At 69.3% G+C, this 16,357-nt stretch carries 15 protein-coding genes; 9 read left to right on the top strand and 6 right to left on the bottom strand.

Annotation, left to right across the window (positions count from 1 at the left end; all coding sequences use genetic code 11):
• The first annotated feature begins 43 nt into the window (after positions 1-43).
• Complete coding sequence (locus Q7T09_RS06960) at positions 44-2,011, top strand: DEAD/DEAH box helicase (RefSeq protein WP_304698750.1); 1,968 nt, start codon at positions 44-46, stop codon at positions 2,009-2,011.
• 18 nt (positions 2,012-2,029) lie between these two features.
• Here Q7T09_RS06960 and Q7T09_RS06965 read toward each other — a convergent pair whose 3' ends face one another.
• Complete coding sequence (locus tag Q7T09_RS06965) at positions 2,030-3,310, bottom strand: M20/M25/M40 family metallo-hydrolase (protein WP_304698751.1); 1,281 nt, start codon at positions 3,308-3,310, stop codon at positions 2,030-2,032.
• Positions 3,311-3,406: 96 nt separating this feature from the next.
• Here Q7T09_RS06965 and Q7T09_RS06970 point away from each other — a divergent pair, with 96 nt between their 5' ends.
• Both Q7T09_RS06970 and Q7T09_RS06975 read left to right on the top strand, forming a co-directional pair.
• Positions 3,407-4,000 (top strand): response regulator, encoded by a 594-nt coding sequence (locus tag Q7T09_RS06970; RefSeq protein WP_304698752.1) that lies wholly within the window; start codon positions 3,407-3,409, stop codon positions 3,998-4,000.
• Positions 3,997-4,455, top strand: a complete 459-nt coding sequence (locus Q7T09_RS06975) for a hypothetical protein (RefSeq protein WP_304698754.1) — start codon at positions 3,997-3,999, stop codon at positions 4,453-4,455. The genes Q7T09_RS06970 and Q7T09_RS06975 overlap by 4 nt, the downstream gene beginning before the upstream one ends.
• Here Q7T09_RS06975 and Q7T09_RS06980 read toward each other — a convergent pair.
• Positions 4,452-6,086, bottom strand: coding sequence for an AMP-binding protein (locus Q7T09_RS06980; protein ID WP_304698755.1), 1,635 nt, complete (start codon positions 6,084-6,086; stop codon positions 4,452-4,454). The two genes, Q7T09_RS06975 and Q7T09_RS06980, sit on opposite strands and share 4 nt — an antisense overlap.
• 160 nt (positions 6,087-6,246) lie before the next feature.
• On the opposite strand from Q7T09_RS06980, the gene Q7T09_RS06985 reads away from it, so the two are divergent.
• Positions 6,247-7,266 (top strand): calcium-binding protein, encoded by a 1,020-nt coding sequence (locus Q7T09_RS06985; protein ID WP_304698757.1) that lies wholly within the window; start codon positions 6,247-6,249, stop codon positions 7,264-7,266.
• Here the strand turns inward: Q7T09_RS06985 and Q7T09_RS06990 are convergent.
• The gene (locus tag Q7T09_RS06990; protein WP_304698759.1) at positions 7,263-7,973 is read right to left on the bottom strand and encodes an SOS response-associated peptidase family protein; all 711 of its coding nucleotides are present in this window, start codon (positions 7,971-7,973) and stop codon (positions 7,263-7,265) included. The two genes, Q7T09_RS06985 and Q7T09_RS06990, sit on opposite strands and share 4 nt — an antisense overlap.
• Positions 7,974-8,232: 259 nt before the next feature.
• Between Q7T09_RS06990 and Q7T09_RS06995 the strand changes: the two genes are divergently transcribed.
• Complete coding sequence (locus Q7T09_RS06995) at positions 8,233-10,056, top strand: DUF885 family protein (RefSeq protein WP_304698760.1); 1,824 nt, start codon at positions 8,233-8,235, stop codon at positions 10,054-10,056.
• A gap of 4 nt (positions 10,057-10,060) precedes the next feature.
• Here Q7T09_RS06995 and Q7T09_RS07000 read toward each other — a convergent pair whose 3' ends face one another.
• Positions 10,061-11,683, bottom strand: a complete 1,623-nt coding sequence (locus tag Q7T09_RS07000; protein WP_304698761.1) for an EAL domain-containing protein — start codon at positions 11,681-11,683, stop codon at positions 10,061-10,063.
• A gap of 252 nt (positions 11,684-11,935) precedes the next feature.
• Between Q7T09_RS07000 and Q7T09_RS07005 the strand changes: the two genes are divergently transcribed.
• Both Q7T09_RS07005 and Q7T09_RS07010 read left to right on the top strand, forming a co-directional pair.
• Positions 11,936-12,433 carry an NUDIX hydrolase gene (locus Q7T09_RS07005; protein ID WP_304698762.1) on the top strand — a complete coding sequence of 166 codons (498 nt, stop codon included), beginning with the start codon at positions 11,936-11,938 and terminating at the stop codon, positions 12,431-12,433.
• A gap of 74 nt (positions 12,434-12,507) precedes the next feature.
• Positions 12,508-13,608, top strand: a complete 1,101-nt coding sequence (locus Q7T09_RS07010) for a phosphatidylinositol-specific phospholipase C1-like protein (RefSeq protein ID WP_304698763.1) — start codon at positions 12,508-12,510, stop codon at positions 13,606-13,608.
• Positions 13,609-13,611: 3 nt separating this feature from the next.
• On the opposite strand, the gene Q7T09_RS07015 is transcribed toward Q7T09_RS07010, so the two are convergent.
• Both Q7T09_RS07015 and Q7T09_RS07020 read right to left on the bottom strand, forming a co-directional pair.
• Entirely contained in the window at positions 13,612-14,013 is a 402-nt protein-coding gene (locus tag Q7T09_RS07015; RefSeq protein WP_304698764.1) for a GFA family protein, read from the bottom strand.
• A 2-nt stretch (positions 14,014-14,015) separates the two neighbouring features.
• Positions 14,016-14,267, bottom strand: coding sequence for a hypothetical protein (locus tag Q7T09_RS07020; RefSeq protein WP_304698765.1), 252 nt, complete (start codon positions 14,265-14,267; stop codon positions 14,016-14,018).
• Between the two features lie 182 nt (positions 14,268-14,449).
• Here Q7T09_RS07020 and Q7T09_RS07025 point away from each other — a divergent pair, with 182 nt between their 5' ends.
• Together Q7T09_RS07025 and recA are read left to right on the top strand one after the other, a co-directional pair.
• The gene (locus Q7T09_RS07025) at positions 14,450-15,316 is read left to right on the top strand and encodes an enoyl-CoA hydratase-related protein (protein ID WP_304698766.1); all 867 of its coding nucleotides are present in this window, start codon (positions 14,450-14,452) and stop codon (positions 15,314-15,316) included.
• 157 nt (positions 15,317-15,473) lie between these two features.
• On the top strand, positions 15,474-16,357 hold an 884-nt coding region (gene recA / locus Q7T09_RS07030; protein ID WP_304698767.1), incomplete at its 3' end, for a recombinase RecA.

Consider the following 16,357-nt stretch of genomic DNA (forward strand, 5'->3'; position numbering starts at 1 on the left):
GTTCTCTCAGCGCCGCGGTTGACCGATCGGACTATCGACACAAATGCCCTTCCCCCCGACCCACCCGGCCCTGGAGCGCGCTCTGGCCGCCCACGGCTATGCCGAGCCCACCCCTGTCCAGGATGCCGTGCTGGCGCAAGAGGCGTTCGGCCGCGACCTGCTGGTCTCGGCCCAGACCGGATCGGGTAAGACCGTGGCCTTCGGCCTGGCCGCCGGACCCACCCTGCTGGAGGGCGCCGAAAAGTTCGGGCCGGCCGGTTCGCCGCTGGCCCTGGTGATCGCGCCGACGCGGGAACTCGCCATGCAGGTCAGCGTCGAACTGACCTGGCTCTACGCCCAGACCGGCGCCCGGGTGGAAACCTGCGTCGGCGGCATGGACCCGCGGCGCGAGCAGCGGGCCCTGGCCAACGGCGTCCATATCGTGGTGGGCACCCCCGGCCGCCTGAAGGATCACCTGGAGCGCGGCAATCTCGACCTCTCGGCCCTGCGCGTCGTCGTGCTCGACGAGGCCGACGAGATGCTGGACATGGGCTTCCGCGAGGACCTGGAGGAGATCCTGGACTCCGCGCCGGCCGACCGCCGGACCCTGCTGTTCTCGGCCACCATCGCCCGCGAGATCGCGACCCTGGCCAAGCGCTACCAGAAGGACGCGGTGCGGATCGACACCAGCAATCGCCACGAACCGCACGGCGACATCGAATACCGCGCCATCCGCGTCGCCCCCAACGAGGTGGAGAACGGCGTCGTCAACGTGCTGCGCTTCTTCGAGAGCCCCTCGGCCCTGGTGTTCTGCAACACCCGTGAGGGTGTGCGGCACATGCATGCGGCCCTGCGCGAGCGCGGCTTCGCGGTGGTGGGCCTCTCCGGCGAACTCGGCCAGCGGGAGCGCACCGACGCCCTGCAGGCCCTGCGCGACGGCCAGGCCCGGGTCTGCGTCGCCACCGACGTGGCCGCCCGCGGCCTGGACCTGCCCGACCTGGGCCTGGTGATCCACGCCGACCTGCCGGTGAACAAGGCCGGCCTGCTGCACCGTTCGGGCCGAACGGGCCGGGCCGGGAAGAAGGGCGTCTCGGTCCTGCTGGTCTCCTACACCCGCCGCCGCAAGGCCGAGCAGCTGCTGGCCTCGGCCAATATCGAGGCGACCTGGCAGGGTCCGCCGACCCCGGAGATGATCCGCGAGCGCGATCAGACGCGCCTGCTGGAGGACCCGATCCTCACCGAGCCCCTGGCGGAAGAAGACATGGCCCTGGCCAAGCTGGTCTTGGCCACCCGCACGCCGGAAGAGGTGGCCGCGGCCCTGATCCGCCTGCACCGCTCGCGCCTGCCGGCCGCCGAGGACCTACACCAGGACCCCCGCGACGGTCAGGGGTCGTCGTCGGGCCCCATGCCGCGCGCCGACCGCTGGAGCCCCGATCGTGAGGGCCCGGTGGGCCGTCCCGAACGGCTGGACCCCAGCGAGGTCACCTGGTTCCGGATCAATGTCGGCCGCGCCAAGAACGCCGACCCCAAGTGGCTGATCCCGATGATCTGCCGCCTGGGCCACGTGACCAAGCCGGAGATCGGCTCCATCAAGATCTTCGACCAGGACACCAAGTTCGAGATCGCCCGCCACGCCGAGGCCAAGTTCGCCGCCGCGGTGAAGGCCACGATCAACGACGAGATCAAGATCGAGCCCACCGTTGCGCCGGCCTCGGGCCAGAAGACCGCCCCGCCGCGCGGCGCCGGCGGCCCCCCGCGGGGCGCGCCCTCGGACGGCCCGGCCCGGTCCTTCAAGACCGGCCCGCGTCCGGCCTACAAGGGCAAGGGCGACGCCGCGCCGCGTCCTGAGTACAAGGGCAAGAGCGACAGCCCCTACAAGGGTCCGCCCAAGGAAGGCGGCGGCTACAAGGGCAAGCCCGAGAACTTCAAGGGTCCGCCCAAGAGCGGCGCTCCCTACAAGGGCCCGCCCAAGGAGGGCGGCTTCAAGAAGCCCTTCAACAAGAACAAGTCCAACGCCGGGCCGAAGGGGTAACGCCCTTCTGGCGGGGGATCATTCCACCCCCGCCACCGCCAGCAGGGCCGCCAGGCCGACGCTCATACCCCTCACGCTGGGGGCCTTCTCAACGTCGATCCATTCGTCGAGGGCGTGGGCCCGGCCGCCCTTGCCGCCCGAGCCGATGGTGACGGCGGGAATCCCCAGGCTCATCGGCACATTGGCGTCGGTGGAGGAGGCGTCGTGGCCCGGCGTGAAGCCCAGGGCGGCGATGGCCGCGTGGGTCTCGGTGACGATGGCGGCCTTGGGGTCGGTGGCGCCGGCCGGTCGCTCGCCGATGACCTTGGCCTCGAAGCTGACCTTGCCGTAGCGGGTGGAGCGGGCGGCGTTCTCGCCGTCGACGGCCTGGGCCAGGATCGTCTGGAGCTTGGTGTCCAGCCGGGCCAGTTCGGCGGCGTTCTCCGAGCGCATGTCGAAGTCCATGAAGACCTCATTCGGGATGGCGTTCACCGAGGTCCCGCCGCCGGTGACGCTGGCCGAATAGGTGGTCTTGGGCGTGGCGGGCGACTGGACGGCGTAGAGGTCGACCACGGCCCTGGACATGGCCGCCATGGGATTGACCATGCCGAAGGCCCCGTAGCTGTGGCCGCCGGGGCCGCGGAAGATCACGCGATAGCGCTTGGATCCCACGCCCTGGTCGACCACCCGGGAGGGGTCATTGCCGTCCATGGAGAAGAAGGCGCTGATGCGGCCCTTGTACCGGCCGGTATTGAACAGGTAGCGGGTCCCGCGCAGGTCGCCCGCGCCCTCCTCGCCGACATTGCCGACGACGAGGATGTCCGAGGTCGTCGTGATCTTGGCGGCGTCCATGGCCCGCAGATAGGCCAGCAGGACGGCCAGCGAGCGGGTGTCGTCGCCGATGCCTGGGGCCATCAGCTTCGTGCCCTCGCGGCGGACCTTCACGTCGGTCCCCTCCGGGAAGACGGTGTCCAGGTGGGCGGCGATCACCACATAGGGGCCCTTGCCCCCGGTCTTCGCGCCGGGGCGGACCCCCATGACATTGCCCTCGGGATCCATCTCCACATCGGTGAGGCCGTGGGCCTTGAGCAGGGCCAGATAGGCCTGGCCCCGCGCGGTCTCCTTGAAGGGCGGAGCGGGGATCTCGGTCAGGGTCACGATGTCGGCCACGGTGCGATCATGGTCGGCGTCGAGTTTGGCCACGGCGGCCTTGAAGGCCGGGCTGGCCACTAGGGCCGCAACGCCGCCGCCCGGCGCGGCCCCGGCGTCGGTGGCCAGGGCGAAGACGGCGAGGAGGGGGACAAAAGCGATGCGGCGCATGACGAATCCTGTGACCAAGTGTCCTTTCATGCCCCCGAATTGGGTAAATGATGTGTTGAAAAGACCTCGTTTACTCCTAGCGTTTCAGGTGAGCCCATGCAGAGCACGACTCGCCTCAATCTGGAGAACGCCGCCGGCCTGATCGTCGATGACAACTCCCAGGCGCTCGACCTGTTGGCTAGCGTCCTGAGCAGCTTTGGCATGAAGGATCTGCAGCGCGCCTCCAGCGCCATGGAGGCCATGGAGATCGTCAAGGCGCGCCGCATCGACATCATCCTGACCGATGGCCAGATGCCGGTGATGGACGGCTACGACTTCGTCCGCTGGCTGCGGCACGAGAGCGGGGAGCAGACGCGCACCATCCCGGCCATCGTGGTGACGGCCCACTCGCGCCGGACCCAGGTCATGCGGGCCCGCGACTGCGGCGCCAACTTCATCATCACCAAGCCCATCACGCCCAAGGTCATCCTGGAGCGGATTCTCTGGGTGGCTCAGGGCCGGCGCATGTTCCTCGAGACCGACACCTATATCGGCCCCGATCGCCGCTTCAAGCAGTCGGGCATGCCCACCGATTTCCCCGACGGCCGGCGCCGCGACGACAAGCCCGCCGAGGTCGCCGCCGTCGCCGGTGACAACCTGTCCCAGGACGAATTGAACAATATTATCGCCCCGCAGAAAGTCGCCCTATGAGCGTCGTCCGCAAGTTTCACGTCACCACCAATCTCTCCAAGCTGATCAAGGCGCCGGGGGGGATGTACGTACCCGAAGCGCTGAAGCGCGGCGCCGCGGCCATCGAGGCGTCCCGCGAGACCTGCCTGTCGGAAGTGGACGAGTCGCTGGACGCCATGGACGCCCTGGTCGCCAAGCCAGGCTTCGACCCCGAGGCGATGTACCTTCTGGCCACCCGCCTGATCAACTTCTGCGGGGTGTTCGCCGACGACAGCCTGGCCACCGCGGCCCGGTCGCTTTGCGAACTTCTGGACCGTTCGGGCGAGGTCGGCCGGCGCGATGACCGCGGCGTCCAGGTTCACCTGTCGTCCCTGCGCCTGCTGCATCGCAGCGAGGCCGACGCGGCGACCCGTGAGGCGATCCTCGCGGGCCTGGCCCAGGTGGTGGACCGCTACGAGCGCGACGCCAGCAGTTAGGCCGAAACCCCTAGCGTCTTCAGCGCCCGGTCCTTGACCGCCTTGTAATCGACCTTGCCGTTGGGTGCGCGGCCGATGGAGTCCACGATCACCAGTTCGCGCGGCGCCTTGTAGGCGGCCAGTTGGGCGCGGACGTGGGCCGAGAGGTCGGGCAGGGTCAGCTCCACGGCGCCGTCGGGCTCGACCACCGCGCAGATGCGCTCGCCGAACCGCACGTCGGGAATCCCCACCACCACGGCGTCGCGGACATGGGGGTGGTTCTTCAGCGCCTCCTCCACCTCCTCGGGGAAGACCTTCTCGCCGCCGGTGTTGATGCACTGGGAGCCGCGGCCCAGCAGCTTCAGGGTGCCGTCGGCGTTGACCATGGCCCAGTCGCCCGGGACGCTCCACCGCTGGCCTTCGATGGTCTGGAAGGTCTTGGCGCTCTTCTCGGGGTCCTTGTAGTAGCCCTGGGGCAGGAAGCCCGAGACCGCCACCATGCCGCGCTCGTTGGAGCCTGGCTGCACGCGGGCGCCGTCCTCGGTGAAGACCGCGCAGTTGGGGCCGAGCATGAAGTCGGCGGTCTTGACCTCCGCGCCAGGCGCCGAGGCCGAGGCGCCCAGGCCGACGGCCTCCGACGAGCCGAGGGAATCCATGATCATGGCGTTGGTGACGTGGCGCAACAGGCCACGCTTGTTCTCCTGGCTCCACATGGAGCCCGAGGAGCTCATGGACTTGACGCTGGAGAGGTTCCAGCGGCCGGGATTGGCCTCCAGGGCCTCCAGCATGGGGGTGGAGAAGGCCAGGCCGACGATGACCACCCCGTCGGCGGCGAGCCGCTCCACCTCGTTCCACAGTTCGACGGCGTTGAACTGGCGCGAGGGTAGGACGGCGACGGCGCCGCCGAGGTTGAAGGTGATGAAGGCCGAGAACTGGCCGGTGCCGTGCATCAGTGGGCAGCAGATGATGTTCAGCGGCGGCCGGGGCCCCTTGGGATCCAGCCGGTCGGCGGCCTCCTGGGCGCTGGTGAGCGGCGGAACCCCCTGCAGGGCCTGGCCGCCGGCGCCGATGACGTTGAAGAGGTCGTCCTGGCGCCACATGACGCCCTTGGGCATGCCGGTGGTGCCGCCGGTGTAGAGCAGCATCAGGTCGTCGGGCGAGCGGCCCCAGGGCGCCTTGAAGGGCCGGGCGGCGGGAACCTTGGCCACCACGGCGTCATAGTCGTCGGCCCAGGCGGGGACCGGATGGCCGGGCTCGGCCACGGCGATGTAGCGTTTCACGCTGGGCAGGCGGGCGCGCAGGGAGTCCAGCATGTCGGCGAACTGGGCGTGGAAGACCACCACCTCGGCGTCGGCGTTGTCGAAGAGGTAGACCAGCTCCTCGCCGCCGTAGCGGTAGTTGGTGTTGATCGGCGAGACCCCGGCTTTGAAGGCCGCGTAGTAGGTCTCCATGTATTCCGGGCCGTTGTAGAGATAGGCCGCGATCTTGGCCTTGGGGCTGATCCCGGCGGCGACGATGTGGGCGGCGAGGGCGTCGGAGCGCGCGTCGAACTGGCCCCAGGTGATGACCCGCTCCCCCTGGATGAGGGCTGGGCGGTCGGGCTGCTTGGCGGCGATCGCCTCCCACACGTCGGCGAACATCCACGCGGTCATCACATCCTCCCAAGGCCGTCTTTTTGTTGGGAGAATTGGCGACCGGGCGTGCGCCCCTGTCAACGGTGACGCGGGGGCGCCTATGTCGGGGCTCGGCTAGACGGGCTCCCGGACCACACGTATGACGTGTCTTCTCAGTTGACGCTTAGGGGGCGAGACGATGACCACCGTGGTGGCCGGCAACTTCAATCTGGACTTCGACCAGCTCGATCTCCTGCTGCTTCTGTCGGGAGACGTCACGGTGGCCAACGCCATTCAGCTCACAACCTCGGGGGGCGGCGTCGACGACAACTTCTTTGGCAGCTTCACCTATAACGGCGCGGGACAGCTGACCGGCGGGACCCTGACCCGCCTGCAGGAGACCTATTTCGGCCAACTGGTGTTCGACATCACCGGGACCAACGTCCCGGTGATCACCTTCGTGCAGTGGGCGGTGACCGGCGACGAGGCGGCGGCCAAGGCCTACATCCTGGCCGGCGCCGACAGCATCGCCGGGGGCGGTCTCGGCGACGTCCTGCGCGGCCTGACGGGCGCCGACAGCATCGCCGGCGGCGGGGGCGCCGACACCCTGGACGGCGGCGCGGGCGCAGACATCATCAACGGCAATGACGGCGACGACTACATCCTGGGCGGCGCGGACTCCAACTACCTGCGCGGTGACGCGGGCAATGACAGCGTCGTCGGCGGGGCCGGTTTCGACGACATCAACGGCAACCAGGGCGACGACACCCTGCGCGGTGGCGAGGGCTTCGACTGGGTGGTGGGCGGTCAGGCGAACGACCTGCTCTACGGCGAGGGCGGCGGCGACATCGTCTACGGCAACCTCGGGAACGACACCCAGTTCGGCGGCGACGGCGCCGACTGGGTGCGCGGCGGCCAGGGCAATGACAGCCTCGATGGGGGCGGCGGCAATGACCTGATGTGGGGGGACCGTGGCGACGACACCGTTGCGGGCGGGACCGGCGCCGACACCTTCCACGCCTTCGTGGGCGGCGGCCTCGATCGGATCAACGACTTCAACTATGCCGAGGGCGACCGTCTCGTCCTCGACTTCGCGCCGTCCTACAGCCTGCGCCAGGAGGGCGCCGACACGGTGGTGGACCTGGGCGGAACTGACCGCGTGGTGCTGGTGAACGTGACCCTCAGCAGCCTGCCGGACGGCTGGATCGTGGCGGGTTAGAGCGCTCGGCGCATCTCGCGGGACATGACGACGTCCCGCGGCTGTTCGGTGAGTTCATAGGTTCCGGCTGGGGCGGGCCGGGCCAGGGCGGCCTTGCCCGGCCCGTCCAGCTTCAGCCAGGCCAGGCCCTCCTTGAGGGTCAGCACCACCGGTTCGGTGGGCTGGATCGCCGCCAGGTCGGGCCCGGCGGGGCGGATGACGATGGCGAAGCTCTCAAGCGGAGCGTCGAGGTCGGACGGCGTCGCGACGTCCCAAATGGCGGCGAAGTAGCGGACCTGGTCGGCGGCGTTCGCCGGAGTCCAGCTCGCCTCCCAGCGGCGCTTGGGCTGGCCCTTGCGCCAACCGGGCGGCTCCTCATAGGCGATGAAGGAGCTCAGGGGGACCAGGGCGCGGTGGGCGGCGTAGGCGTCGCGGAACAGGGGCGAGGCGTCCAGGGCCTCGACCTCGGCGTTGGCGCACAGGGTCTTCCAGGCCGCGACCGGTCCCTTGTGGAAGGCCGGCACCATCCACCAGCGGCGGGTGACGCCCTCAAGGCCCGCCGCCGGATCGGCGGGATCGGTGGGGCGGATCATGAAGGCCAGGTCGGTGGGGCGGGCGGGTTGGTCGCGGGCGCGCGCCGGCGGGGTGTCGGCCCAGAAAACCGGCGCGGTCTCGAAACGCCGCAAATCCTCGCCCGGATGGGTCCGCAGGTGGAACTCGATGCACATGGGGCGAGCTATGCGCGCGGCGCGCGGGGCGGGCAAGCCGACGATCCACGGCCTCGCCCGATGGCGGTGAATATTCCCGCGCCATGGGTTCCGTCCGACGTGAAGCCCTAGATTCAAAAGATTAGAGCGCGTCGGGCGGCGGAACCGGTATCCACTTCCGCCTGACGTGCTCTAGGCTCGCCGCGACACTCGCAACAGGCTTGAGCCACGTACGCCGCTCAAGCCGCCGCAGACCTCCACGCCCGGGATCTTGAAACCTATGAATCGCATCGACCGACGCAGTTTCCTGCTGACCACCGCCGGCGCGGCCCTGATGACGGCGGCTCCAGCCCTCGCCCAGGGGTCGGAGGACGCCAAGCTCAAGACCCTGCTGGACAGGATCTTCGAGGACCAGGTGGACGACAGTCCCGAGCGGGCCACCTCCCTGGGCCTCGACAAGGGGGCGCGGGCGGCGCTGAAGGGCCAGCTGGACGAGGTCTCGACCGCGGCCCGCGAGGCGCGGCTGGCCAAGGTGCGGACCCGGGTGGCGGCGCTGAACGGCGTCGACCGCACGGCCCTGTCGACGGCGTCCAAGGTCGACCTGGACGTGGTGCTCTACCAGAACAGCCACGCCCTCTCGAACGGCGAGAAGTACAAGTTCGGCAGCGTCGGCGGCCGGTTCTCGCCCTATGTGATCAGCCAGCAGAACGGGGCCTATCAGGAGATCCCGGACTTCCTGGACAACCAGCACCGGGTGGCCAACGCCGCCGACGCCGAGGCCTGGATCTCGCGCCTGCACGCGTTCGGCAAGGTGCTGGACCAGGACCTGGAACGCATGAAGATCGACGTGGCCGCCGGCGTCGTGCCGCCGGACTTCGTCTGCGACCTGACCCTGGCCCAGCTCCGGGCCCTGCGCGACCAGCCGCCGGAGAAGACCGTTCTGGTGACCTCCCTGGCCGCCAAGGCCAAGGCCGCCGGCCTGACCGCCGACTACGCCACGCCGGCCGCCAAGATCGTGGCGCAGGAGATCTTCCCGGCCCTCGACCGGCAGATCGCCGCGGTCCAGGCCAACCGCGCCAAGGCCACCTCGGAGGCGGGCATCGGCCGGCTGAAGAACGCCGAAGCCTACTATGCCGACGCCTGCGAGGCCTCGACCACCACCACCCTGACGCCGCAGCAGATCCACCAGCTGGGCCTCGATCAGGTGGCCGACATCACCGCGCGGCTGGACTTGATCCTGAAAAGCCAGGGCATGACCACCGGCACGGTGGCCGAGCGGCTGAAGGGGCTGAACGACAATCCGTCCCAGGTCTACGCCAATACCGACGCGGGTCGCGCCGAGCTGATCGCGGCGCTGAACGTCCAGATCGGCGAGATCTACAAGAAGCTGCCCCTGGCCTTCAACACCCTGCCCAAGGCCAAGGTGGAGGTGAAGCGGGTGCCCGCCTTCATCCAGGACGGGGCGTCCAACGGCTACTACCAGAGCGCGGCGCTCGACGGCTCACGCCCGGCGGCGTTTTTCATCAACCTGAAGGACACCCACGAATGGCCGAAATATAACCTGCCGACCCTGGTCTATCACGAGACGGTTCCGGGCCATCACCTGCAGATCGCGCTGGCCCAGGAGAGCGACCGCATCCCGATCATCCGGCGCACCGGCGGCGGGTTCTCGGCCTTCTCGGAGGGCTGGGCGCTCTATGCCGAGCAACTGGCCAGCGAGACCGGCTCCTATGATGGCGACCCGCTGGGCCAGGCGGGTTTCCTGCAATCCCTGCTGTTCCGCGCCTCGCGCCTGGTGATCGACACCGGCCTGCATTCCAAGGGCTGGAGCCGGGAGAAGGCCACCGACTACATGGTCAGCGTCACCGGCTATCCCAAGAGCCGCGCCCAGCGGGAGGTGGAACGCTACTGCGTCGCCCCGGGCCAGGCCTGCAGCTACAAGGTCGGCCACACCATCTGGATGCGCATCCGCGACGGGGCCAAGGCCAGGCTGGGGGCGAAGTTCGACATCAAGGCCTATCACGACGCGGCCCTGCTCTCGGGCTCGATGCCGATGACGGTGCTGGAGCGCCACATGGCCGACTGGCTGGCGGCCCAGGGGTAGGGGGTTAGCCCCAGCTGTCCACGGCGCCGACCCGGCGACCGGGCCGGACGGCGTTGGTGACCGTGGCGGAGAGCGGGCCCATCGGCACGTCGTTGGGCGCGCCGTAGAGCCAGCCCTGGGCGTAGTCGACGCCCGCGCGGCGGACGGCTTCCTCGGCCTGGGGGGTTTCGACCATCTCGGCCAGGGTCTTGACCCCAAGCTCGCCGCACATGGAGACAAGGTGGCGGATGAAGGTGGACTCGCGGCCGCCGTGCTGCAGCTCGCGGATGTAGCGGCCGTCGATCTTCACGATGTCCAGGGACAGCTGCTGGAGATAGGCCAGGGAGGCCGCCCCGGCCCCGAAGTCGTCCAGGCAGATCAGGATGCCCTCGGCGCGCAGGGCCTGCAGGTGGCGGTCGGCCAGCGCCAGGTCCTCGATGGCCGCGCTCTCGGTCAGTTCGAACAGCAGGCGGCCCTCGGCCTTGGGATTGTCGGCCAGCATGGTGCGGACCGCCTCGACGAAGCTGGAGCTCACGATGCTGCGGCCGGAGATGTTGGCCGCAAGGTGCAGGGAGGGATCCTCCACCAGCTTGGCGAGGGTGCGTTCCACCACGGCCAGGTCGAGGGGCTCGATCAGGTCCAGCTCCTCGGCCATGCGGATCATGGGGAAGGGGCTGGCGTTGTCGCCGAAGCGAACCAGGACCTCATGGTGGTGCAGGCCGCCGTTCTTCTTCAGGTCGACGACAGGCTGATAGACGAGGCGGAAGCTGCGGTCGGCCACGGCCTGGCCCAGGGCGCCGACGTCCACGAGGGTGCGGCGCACCGAACGGCTGACAGCCTCGTTCAGGGTGTCGGGCCCCTCGGCCTTCATCCCGTCCTTGATGAAGGAGTCCAGGGAATAGCGGATGGCGCGGATGAGTTGGCTGGGCGAGACGTCGCCCTTCAGCGCAAGGGTCTTGGCGTTGGCCTCGACGCCGTGGACGGGGTCGATGGCCAGGAGTTGGAGCAGACGCTTGGCCAGGACCTCGCCGGTTTCGCCCGTATGGCGGACCAGGGCGTAGCGGTCGCCCCCCAGGTCGGCCGCCGCGCCGCCGCCATGGGACTGGGCGCGTAGCACGCCGGCCAGGCGTTGCTCCAAGGCGCTCACCGCCTCGGGACCGATCGCCTTGCGAAGGGCCGGCAGGCCGCCCATCTCGACGAGCGCCAGTTCGAGTTCCAGGCCGGTCGCCTTGCTCGTCTCGAACAGGGCCGCGGTGACGGCCTCCAGGCCCGACCGATCGTGCAGACCGTGGCTTTGACTGGGCTGGGCGCGGCTGAAGGTGCAGGAGATCGCCCCGTCATTGGCCGGCAGGCGGAAGGTCGACATCGCCGCCGCGCGCTCGCCCCGGCCATTGCTGGCCAAGCTGACCACCAGGGGGCCGGCGCGCTTGCCCTCGGTCAGGCCGTCGAGCAGGGCCTGGACCATGGCGCGGTCGCGCGGATCGATGAAGTCGCGCCAGGCCCGGCCCACCAGGGCGGTCTCCTGGGAGCCGGACAGGGCCTCGCTGGCGCCGATCGCAAAGGCGATCTGACCGTCGCTGGCGATCTCAAGCAGAAGATCTGCGTTGGCGAAGGCGAACCCGAGTAACCGGTGTGGTGCGACGCCCAAGGGATGGATTCCTGTTATTGCCGCTCAATTCCTGCGCCGGTCAGCTTAACGGCTTGTGAAAACATCGTTCCTTGGTGGGCGTGGGGGTGCGGCGAACTGGCGCAGTCGAGGGTCTCCGGCAATGTCGGGTGTCGCACATCTTGTGTGCTGGAAGATTTTGCTATCCTCCACGACTGGCGGTGTTGCGCGGGACACCTCAAATTGAGGATAGTCTTCTCAAAGCGTCCTTGAGCGTTCGGAGCGGTTTCTGAGATGCGAGAGCGGCTGACGGCGCGGGTTCTGTTGTTTGACCAGGACGGACGCATCCTGCTGATGCGCGGCCGGCTGACCGCCGAGGCCCCCAGCTTCTGGTTCACGGTGGGAGGCGGGGTGGACGAGGGCGAGAGCCTGGAGGCCGCGGCCCTGCGCGAAGTGGCCGAGGAGAGCGGCTTCACCCAGGTGGAGCTCGGCCCGGTGGTCTGGCTGCGCGCCAGCCCCCTGACCCTGTACGGCGGGGAGCTGGTCCTGCTGAGGGAGAGCTACTTCGTGGCCCGCTGCCTGGGCGGCGATCCCAGCCGCGCGGCCTGGGAGGCCCATGAGGTGGAGCTGATGGACGAGATGCGCTGGTGGAGCCCCGAGGAGATCGCCGCCAGCCAGGAGATGATCTATCCGGAACGCCTGCGCGAACTGCTGCCCGACCTCGTCGAGGGCCGGTTTCCCGACACGCCGCTGGAGATCAGCGTCGCGCTCCCGGTCATGAACGTGATCTAATTCCCGGGGTTGGAGCGGGATGTGGCCGGAAAGCCGGTTCCCACTTTTCCTCATCCCGCTCCAGGAGGGTGTCCATGATCTCACTGCTTCTCGCCGCCGGTCTCGCGGTCGCCGCCAACTGCGACCTGGAACATCCCTCCGGCGCGCCCGGCTGCACGCGGCGGGTCATCGACGCCGTGCCGATGAACGCGATCCAGGTGGTGGGGACCCACAACAGCTACAAGCAGGCCATCGCCCCCAAGGAGATGGCCCTGATCCGGATGGCCAAGCCCGACCTGGCCGCCACCCTGGACTATGCCCACGCGCCCCTGACCCAGGAGCTGGACGCCGGCGCCCGGCAGCTGGAGCTGGATCTGCTGAACGACCCGGAGGGCGGGCGCTACGCCGATCCGCTGGCCATGAGGATGGCCCGGGACGCCGCCGAGGCGCCCTACGACCTCGCGCCCCTCAAGGCGCCGGGGTTCAAGGTGATGCATGTCCAGGACATGGACTACCGCTCCAGCTGCCCGACCTTCGTGGGCTGCCTGAAGGAGATCCGCGCTTGGTCCAAGGCCCATCCGAATCATGTGCCGATCCTGGTGATCATGAACCTGAAGGACGACAACCTGGTCGGCGTGCCGGGCGCGGCGACCGTCCTGCCCTTCGACGCCAGGGCCATGGACCAGATCGACGCCGATATCCGCTCGGTCTTCCCCGAGCGCGCCCTGATCACGCCAGACAAGGTGCAGGGCCGGGCGACGACCCTGGCCGCCGCGGTGAAGGCCGGCGGCTGGCCCCGGCTGAAGGCGGCGCGCGGCAAGGTGATGTTCGCCATGGACGAAAGCGGCGCCAAGCCCGAGCTCTATCGCGGGACGCGCGGCTCCCTGGAGGGGCGGGCCATGTTCATCAACACCGACGAGGGGCCGGCGGCGGCCTATGTCACCCTCAACGAGCCGACTGAACTGGCGGGGCGCATCGAGGCGGCCCTGGCCAGCGGCCTGATCGTGCGCACCCGGGCCGACGCCGACACCCTGGAGGCCCGGGCCAATGACCGGACGCGGCAGGCCCAGGCCTTCGCCTCGGGCGCCCAGTACGTCTCCACCGACTATCTGAAGCCCGATCCGCGGTTCGGCCCCTATGAGGCCCGCCTGCCCGGCGGCGGCGTGGCCCGGCTCAATCCGAAGACCGGGAAATAGGGCTCAGGCCGGGCGCGGTCCGGGATAGCGCGGGGCGTCGCCGTCGATGACGCACCAGTCCGCCGCCTCGGCCACGAAGGCGTGGGAGGCGATCCTCACCCCCAGGGGCCCGTCGAGCAGACCCGCCCGCAGGCGCAGGCGGTCGGGGAGCGCCGCGGCGCGGCTGAGGATCGGCGCACCGCAGACACGGCAGAAGACCCGGTGTTTGCCCGGCGATGATTCGAAGGCGGCCAGCAGGTCCTCGCCGGCGGTGAAGCGGACGTCGGTTTTGGCCACCGGCAGGACGGCGACGAAAGCCGATCCCTGGGCCTTCCGGCACGAACCACAATAGCAGGCCTGGATATCGGGGAGGCCGCCGGACACCTCAAGGCGGACGCCGCCGCAGAGGCAGGAGCCCGTCTGCATGGTCAGGCGTCCAGGGCGCGAGGACCGGCGTGGGCGACGTGGAACTGGCCGCCGACCGTCAGCACGATCCAGTCGCCGGGGCGGGCGACCGTCCAGCCGTTGGGGGTGGCGACCTGGACCAGGCCGGTCTCGTCGAGGGCGTGGCCCTCGTCGCCTAGCCAATAGAGCAGCTTGCTCCAGCTTCGGCCGTCATGGGCCGGCGGCACCCGCAGGGCGGCGCCGTGGTCGAAGGCGGGGGAGGGGGATGGCCTCATCGAAACTCTGTCACTGGGAACGCCAAAACGTGGAGTTGCGGGTGACTCGGTGACCAGGACCTTAACCAGCCTGGCCGTGGGGCATCCGGCGCTGCGGTGCGGGCGCGCGGCGCCCGAACGCCGCTTGCCTGACGTGGACGTCACCCGCCTAGCCTCCCGCCAAAGCCTTAGGGAGGCGACCCGTGTCCAGGATCTACGAGCATATCCTCTGTGACGTCGAAGAGGGGATCATGCAGATCACCCTCAACCGCCCCGACAAGCTCAACGCCTATACCGCCACCATGGGCGCCGAGCTGGCCGACGCCTTCGACGCCGCCGACCGGGACGACGCCGTCCGCGTTGTGCTGATGACCGGGGCGGGGCGGGGCTTCTGCGCCGGGGCCGACATGTCGGCGGGCGCCGGCGCCTTCGACACCACCTCGGCCGAGGGCTCGGCGGCCTTCGGGGATGTCTCCAAGGCCGGGCGCTCGGGCGGGTCGGGGATGGTGGGGGCGGTCTATGAGTGCCGCAAGCCCTCCATCGCCGCCTTCAACGGCTCGGCGGTGGGGGTGGGCCTGACCCTGACCCTGCCCATGGACATTCGCATCGCGGCGAACACCGCCAAGTTCGGCTTCGTCTTCGCCCGCCGGGGCCTGGTGCCCGAGGCCGGCAGCGCCTGGTTCCTGCCCCGGCTCGTGGGCATCTCCCAGGCGCTGCGCTGGTGCCTGGACGGGGGCCTGTTCTCGGCCGAGGAGGCGCTGAAGGGCGGCCTGGTGAGCGAGGTGGTCGCGCCGGAGGATCTGCTGCCCCGCGCCCGGGCGATCGCGCGCTCCATCGCCGACAACACCGCCCCGGTGTCGGTGGCCCTGACCCGTCAGATGCTGTGGCGGCTGTCGGAGGCGGCCTCGCCCTACGACACCCTGAAGGTGGATGGTCCCCTGGCCGTGGCGCTCGGCGCCGGGCCCGACGTGCGCGAGGGCGTGGCGGCCTTTCTGGAGAAGCGGCGGCCGGCCTTCAGCGGCAAGGTCTCCAGAGACATGCCCGCGGCCTATCCCTGGTGGTCGCGCTGAGGCTCCTAACTCCCGGGTCCCCCACGTCAATTCCGGTCGCATACCCGGAAAAGAACATCTTGTGAACAGAGAACAAAATAAGTACACCTGAGTCCGGCGGCGGGGAGAGCAATCTACCCCACCGGGTTGGCGGAATCATGGGATAGGGAGTGCTGGTATGGCGTCTCAAACGGCATTGAAGCTCGTGGCACGAGAAGACGGTGACAAGCAGCGCGCGCTGGAAGCAGCGATGGCGCAGATCGATCGGGCCTTCGGCAAGGGCTCGGTGATGAAGCTTGGCGACAAGAGCCACATGGAGATCGAGTCGGTCTCCACGGGGTCCTTGGGCCTGGATATCGCGCTCGGCATCGGCGGCCTGCCCAAGGGGCGGATCGTGGAGATCTACGGCCCGGAAAGCTCGGGCAAGACGACGCTGGCCCTGCACGTGGTGGCCGAGGTCCAGAAGGCCGGCGGCACCGCGGCCTTCGTGGACGCCGAGCACGCGCTGGACCCCTCCTACGCCAACAAGCTGGGGGTGAACCTCGATGAACTGCTGGTCTCCCAGCCCGACACCGGCGAACAGGCGCTCGAGATCACCGACACCCTGGTGCGCTCCGGCGCCGTGGACATCATCGTCATCGACTCCGTGGCGGCCCTGACGCCGCGGGCGGAAATCGAGGGCGAGATGGGCGACAGCCTGCCCGGCCTCCAGGCCCGCCTGATGAGCCAGGCCCTGCGCAAGCTGACCGCCTCGATCTCCAAGACCCACACCCTGGTGATCTTCATCAACCAGATTCGCATGAAGATCGGGGTGATGTACGGCAGCCCGGAGACCACCACCGGCGGCAACGCGCTCAAGTTCTACGCCTCGGTGCGCCTGGACATCCGTCGCACCGGCTCGGTTAAGATCCGCGACGAGATCATGGGCAACAACGTCCGCGTGAAGGTGGTGAAGAACAAGGTGGCCCCGCCGTTCCGCGAGGTCGAGTTCGACATCATGTACGGCGAGGGCATCTCCAAGCTGGGCGAGATCATCGACCTGGGGGTCAAGGCCGGGGTCAT

It is taken from the genome of Phenylobacterium sp. (assembly GCF_030645195.1).
In the GTDB taxonomy this organism is placed as follows: Bacteria; Pseudomonadota; Alphaproteobacteria; order Caulobacterales; family Caulobacteraceae; genus Phenylobacterium.

Coding starts and splice junctions, on each gene's coding strand:
- Q7T09_RS07020 (WP_304698765.1), bottom strand. CDS start 14,267: ATGAGGCCATCCCCCTCCCCCGCCTTCGACCACGGCGCCGCCCTGCGG.
- Q7T09_RS06970 (WP_304698752.1), top strand. CDS start 3,407: ATGCAGAGCACGACTCGCCTCAATCTGGAGAACGCCGCCGGCCTGATC.
- Q7T09_RS07015 (WP_304698764.1), bottom strand. CDS start 14,013: ATGCAGACGGGCTCCTGCCTCTGCGGCGGCGTCCGCCTTGAGGTGTCC.
- Q7T09_RS06985 (WP_304698757.1), top strand. CDS start 6,247: ATGACCACCGTGGTGGCCGGCAACTTCAATCTGGACTTCGACCAGCTC.
- Q7T09_RS07010 (WP_304698763.1), top strand. CDS start 12,508: ATGATCTCACTGCTTCTCGCCGCCGGTCTCGCGGTCGCCGCCAACTGC.
- Q7T09_RS06995 (WP_304698760.1), top strand. CDS start 8,233: ATGAATCGCATCGACCGACGCAGTTTCCTGCTGACCACCGCCGGCGCG.
- Q7T09_RS06965 (WP_304698751.1), bottom strand. CDS start 3,310: ATGCGCCGCATCGCTTTTGTCCCCCTCCTCGCCGTCTTCGCCCTGGCC.
- Q7T09_RS06990 (WP_304698759.1), bottom strand. CDS start 7,973: ATGTGCATCGAGTTCCACCTGCGGACCCATCCGGGCGAGGATTTGCGG.
- Q7T09_RS07005 (WP_304698762.1), top strand. CDS start 11,936: ATGCGAGAGCGGCTGACGGCGCGGGTTCTGTTGTTTGACCAGGACGGA.
- Q7T09_RS06980 (WP_304698755.1), bottom strand. CDS start 6,086: ATGACCGCGTGGATGTTCGCCGACGTGTGGGAGGCGATCGCCGCCAAG.
- Q7T09_RS06975 (WP_304698754.1), top strand. CDS start 3,997: ATGAGCGTCGTCCGCAAGTTTCACGTCACCACCAATCTCTCCAAGCTG.
- Q7T09_RS06960 (WP_304698750.1), top strand. CDS start 44: ATGCCCTTCCCCCCGACCCACCCGGCCCTGGAGCGCGCTCTGGCCGCC.